The following is a 3,418-nucleotide window of genomic DNA, read 5'->3' on the forward strand; positions in this document are numbered from 1 at the left end:
CGCTATATCCAGACCGATCGTCGAAATTGACTGCATAGGCTGCTCCTCCGAATCGTGGGAGCCTCAATCGGCGCCCACTCCTTGGCACTCTCGTGCCCGTGGAGGAGCCGTCCACAGCATCAAAAGCGGAAGTCTCGCTGCTCTTTCAGGGATACGGGAGATGGAGTAGTCTCCTGATCCTAATTGCCTGCGGACCCGTCCCTTGAAAAACAAGGAGCTTCGGGCAGGTACAGTGCATTTCATGACGTGTGCGCAGTTTGGCGCAGAGATGTCTGTCCGCACTTTTTGCACGACAGCAGGACGCCAGGAAAATGGAAAGGACGGATTAGACGCGCGTGGCGGCCGGGCGAGCAAGCTCGCGCGCCATTGCTGTGCAAATGGAGATTTTAAGATGAGCACTCACTCGGCACGCATATTGTTTGCGACCAGCCTTGTCACTGCGGCGCTGGCAGGCAGCGCAATCGGCCAGCAAGAGCAGAAGCTCGGCACGGTGACCTTTCCTACATCCTGCGACCCCAATGTGCAGGCCGAGTTCAATCGCGGCGTCGCGATGCTGCATTCGTACTGGTTTCTGATTGCCCGGCGGAAATTCGAAGCAATCGCGCAGCAAGACCCCGGCTGTGCGATGGCTCATTGGGGCGTGGCGATGGATCTGCTTGGCAATTCGCTGGCAACCACGCCGACGCCGGCGGAGGCGCAGGCAGCCTGGGAAGCGCTGGAAAAGGCGCGGGCTGCCGGGCCGAAGACACCGCGTGAGCGCGACTGGATTGAGGCACTGAGTGCCTACTTCCGCGATTATGACAAGGTCCCCGTCAATGCGCGTCTGGTGGCCTACAACGCCGCCATGGAGCGTATGGCGCAAAGCTATCCTGACGATTACGAGGTGCAGGCCTACTATGCGCTGACGCTGCAAGCATCGGCGCCGAAAAGCGACCTCTCTTACGCCAATCAGCTCAAGTCGGCGGCGATCCTGGAAAGGCTGTTTGAACAGAACCCGCAACATCCAGGTGTGACCCACTACCTCATTCACGCCTACGACTTTGCGCCGCTCGCCGCAAAGGGAGTTGCGTCCGCCCGTCGCTATGCGGGCATCGCGCCGGCTGTGCCGCATGCGCGGCATATGCCGTCGCACATCTACTCCATGGTCGGGCTCTGGGAGGAATCCATCGCCTCGAACGCTTCGGCGCTCGAGATCCAGCCGGACTACTATCATGCGTCGGACTTCAGCGTTTATGCGTATCTGCAGCTCGCACAGGACGAGAAGGCAGATGCAATGATCAAGAAGTCGCTTGCCACCGCCGATCGCGGCGATCGACCGATCAACTTTGTCAATTTCACCGCCAAGGCGGCCATGCCAGCTCGCTATGTCCTGGAGCGGGCAGATTGGACCGGCGCTGCGACGATGCCGATGATACCGACCAAGTATCCGATGGCGGATTCGCTGATCCGCTTCACGCGCGGTCTGGGCATGGCGCGTACCGGTGATCTCGCCGGGGCCAAGCAGGAAATCGAAGCAATGAAAGCGTTGCGCGCGACGTTGCAAGGCGCCGACCAGTCCTACTGGGCCGACCGCACCGAAGAGCAGATGCTCGCCGTTTCCGCCTGGGTCGCGCTGAAGGAAGGCGACCGCGATCAAGCGTTACGATTCATGCGGGCGGCGGCTGACGCCGAAGATGGAAGCCTCAAACACGTTGCGATGGAGAACCGCCTGTTTCCGTTCCGCGAATTGCTGGCCGAATTGCTGCTCGAGACAGGGCAGCCCGGAGCTGCTCTGAGCGAGTTTGAGACTGCGCTCAAGCAAACTCCCAATCGCTTCCGCGCCTACTGGGGAGCCGCCCGCGCCGCTGACGGTGCCGGCGATCGCCAGAAGGCAAGCGAGTATTTCGGCAAACTCGTGGAGCTGACCAAGAACGCCGATTCCGAGCGACAGGAAATTCGTGAGGCCAAGGCATACTTGCAGGATCACACCGTTGGTAGTGCTCGACAATGACCGTAGGCGATCGGCTCGAGACCCGACGGCCGTCACTGCCGGGACGAGAACAATGATCCGCGTGATCGCGGCGGCTGCCGTGCTCGGTGCGCTGGTCGGCAGCATCGCCATCTACTCGAAAACTTTGGCGGATCGGCAAGCCGGCCTGCCAGTCGGCAAACGCGACTATGGAACAGAGGCGGCAATCAAGCCTGAGGCGTGGCCGATCTGCACGACCATGACGTCCGTCACGCCGGATGCCGACTGGGTGCAGCTCGATCCGGATTTCAAGGCGGGCAAGAGGGCACTCCTCGCTGGGGATTGGAATGGAGCGATCGCCGCGTTCGAACTCGCCGCCTTGCGTGCCCCCCTCAATGCCGACACCCAGAATTACATCGGGTATGCCTATCGGCGGCTACGCCAGCTTGGTCCGGCGATGGGCCACTACCAGCAGGCGTTGATGCTGAATCCAAGACATCGCAGCGCGCATGAGCACCTTGGCGAGGCATATCTCATGCTTGGCGAGTCCGCCAAAGCCGAGCAACTGCTTACCGCGCTCGGAAATCTCTGCCTCATTCCCTGCGAGGAATATGGCGATCTCAAGCGGATCCTTGCTGCCTACAAAGGGCAGAACGGCGAGGTCAGATAGCCCGAACGGGCATCGGGCCGCGCCGTCGAGCTTGCTCGATCATGTTTGTCCAAAGGGACCGTGCGAATGCCGAGAATGACCAAAGCGCGTCTCACGAGGCATTTCCTTTGGCGTATCTCCTACTTCAAAGCCAGGCTGGTGCAGAACGCAGAGACTTCACCGCTTCTCCAACCGTTATGCAGGCCGGTCTCCGTGCACTCATTATAGCTCTTGAAGTGGACGCCGCCGGGCCCGATGTTTCGGCATCCAGTGTAGGCGGACGCGCCGGCCGACCACGAGCATCCGACCCAGGGGCGGTCGCCCGACCTGAAGCTCGTCATGCAACCGCCGATGCAGAACACCGAGGTCGCAGACGTATGCGCAGACGATGAGGCGGCGCTGCGGGCCGCCGCGCGCTGGCTCGACCTGTGTGGACCAGCAGCATGCCGCGGCGCGTCGACCGAAACTTCGGGCAGCGGGCTGGGTTGCGACCACGCTGGAGCGCTTGATCCGCACAGCAGCGGCACAATCGACAACGCGGCGACGGCGACATTCCTGACGAAGAGCGACGAGCCTTTCATAGCCATGTCCTCCCAAATGCCGGATGGCAATTCCATCCCGGGATGCAGGCTAGCACACATTCAACCGCCTGAAATTCCTATTCGGCGGGCCGGCAGGTCATCGTGAGCCAGGACCTAGCACTACTTTGGCAGATTGTTGATTTTGCCGTGCGTTATAGGATTCCCGAATCAATTTTTCAATGATTCATGGGTGGTCGGCTCTTGGAGGGCTGACCATGGCGGAATGGGAAGACGAACTCG

Annotated in this window: 2 protein-coding genes; both read left to right on the forward strand. The window is 60.9% G+C overall.

The window, feature by feature from the left end:
• The first annotated feature begins 202 nt into the window (after positions 1-202).
• Positions 203-1,990, forward strand: a complete 1,788-nt coding sequence (locus tag FNJ47_RS45165; protein WP_236000555.1) for a tetratricopeptide repeat protein — start codon at positions 203-205, stop codon at positions 1,988-1,990.
• 52 nt (positions 1,991-2,042) lie between these two features.
• A complete protein-coding gene (locus FNJ47_RS45170; protein WP_163163135.1) occupies positions 2,043-2,618 on the forward strand; it encodes a hypothetical protein in 576 nt (191 codons plus the stop codon).
• Positions 2,619-3,418: the final 800 nt, after the last annotated feature.

It is taken from the genome of Bradyrhizobium uaiense (assembly GCF_010811875.1).
GTDB classification, from domain to species: domain Bacteria; phylum Pseudomonadota; class Alphaproteobacteria; order Rhizobiales; family Xanthobacteraceae; genus Bradyrhizobium; species Bradyrhizobium uaiense.